The sequence below is a fragment of the Phycicoccus sp. DTK01 genome (genome assembly GCF_017312765.1).
Lineage (GTDB): Bacteria > Actinomycetota > Actinomycetes > Actinomycetales > Dermatophilaceae > Phycicoccus > Phycicoccus jejuensis.
Genome location: NZ_BOPU01000034.1, coordinates 1 through 715, shown reverse-complemented (window position 1 = coordinate 715; position 715 = coordinate 1). Strand labels below are relative to the sequence as shown.

The following is a 715-nucleotide window of genomic DNA, read 5'->3' as shown; positions in this document are numbered from 1 at the left end:
CTGGCGGCGCAGATCGTGCGCCAGGTGGAAGGCATGCCCGCGGCTGGCGAGCTGTTCGAACGCTGGCTGCACCGCGTGCTCACCGCGATCTTCGCGATCGCGGTCATCGCGGTGGTCGCCGCGTACGGCGCGCAATGGATGCCGGCCTTCGCCAGCCTGTGGCCATCGCTGTCGCCTCAATCGGCCGACTGGGCGGGGCTGCTCATCGGCTGCCTCGCGGTGTCGCTGGCATGGGAGGGCGTGGTCCGCCTGATGCGCGCGGATGTGGAGATGCCGGCGGGGTTGGCCTGAGTTGAGCCCCTCTCCCTCCGGGAGAGGGATCGAGGGTGAGGGTCGGGACGTGCGTTGCGCCGATGGTCGCCGTGCGTCCCGATATGAGCGCTGTGTCGCGAGTGCGGGCGGCATCACTCCGCCGACCCTCACCCCAACCCCTCTCCCGGTGGGAGAGGGGCTCAACCTCCGTCATCCCGGCGAAGGCCGGGGTCCAGGCGTTCACGCTATCCCGAATGTCACGTCATTCCCGCGGAGGCGGGAATCCATGACGTGGGCGGCCAGAAGCATCCGCCATGAACCTCAATCATTCGCCGCCCGCAGATACTGCGGCGCGTTCGAACTCAGGCGGAAGGATGCGACGGTCTGCATCAGGTCCGATGCCTGCTCCTCCATGCTGCGGGCGGCGGCGGAGGCTTCTTCGACCAGCGCGGCGTTCTGCTGC

1 protein-coding gene is annotated in these 715 nt (G+C 69.0%); it reads left to right on the top strand.

Going from position 1 to position 715, the window contains the following annotated elements:
• A partial coding sequence (locus J3473_RS19255; protein WP_207025411.1) for a hypothetical protein occupies positions 1–291 on the top strand: 291 nt, incomplete at its 5' end.
• Positions 292–715 lie beyond the last annotated feature (424 nt).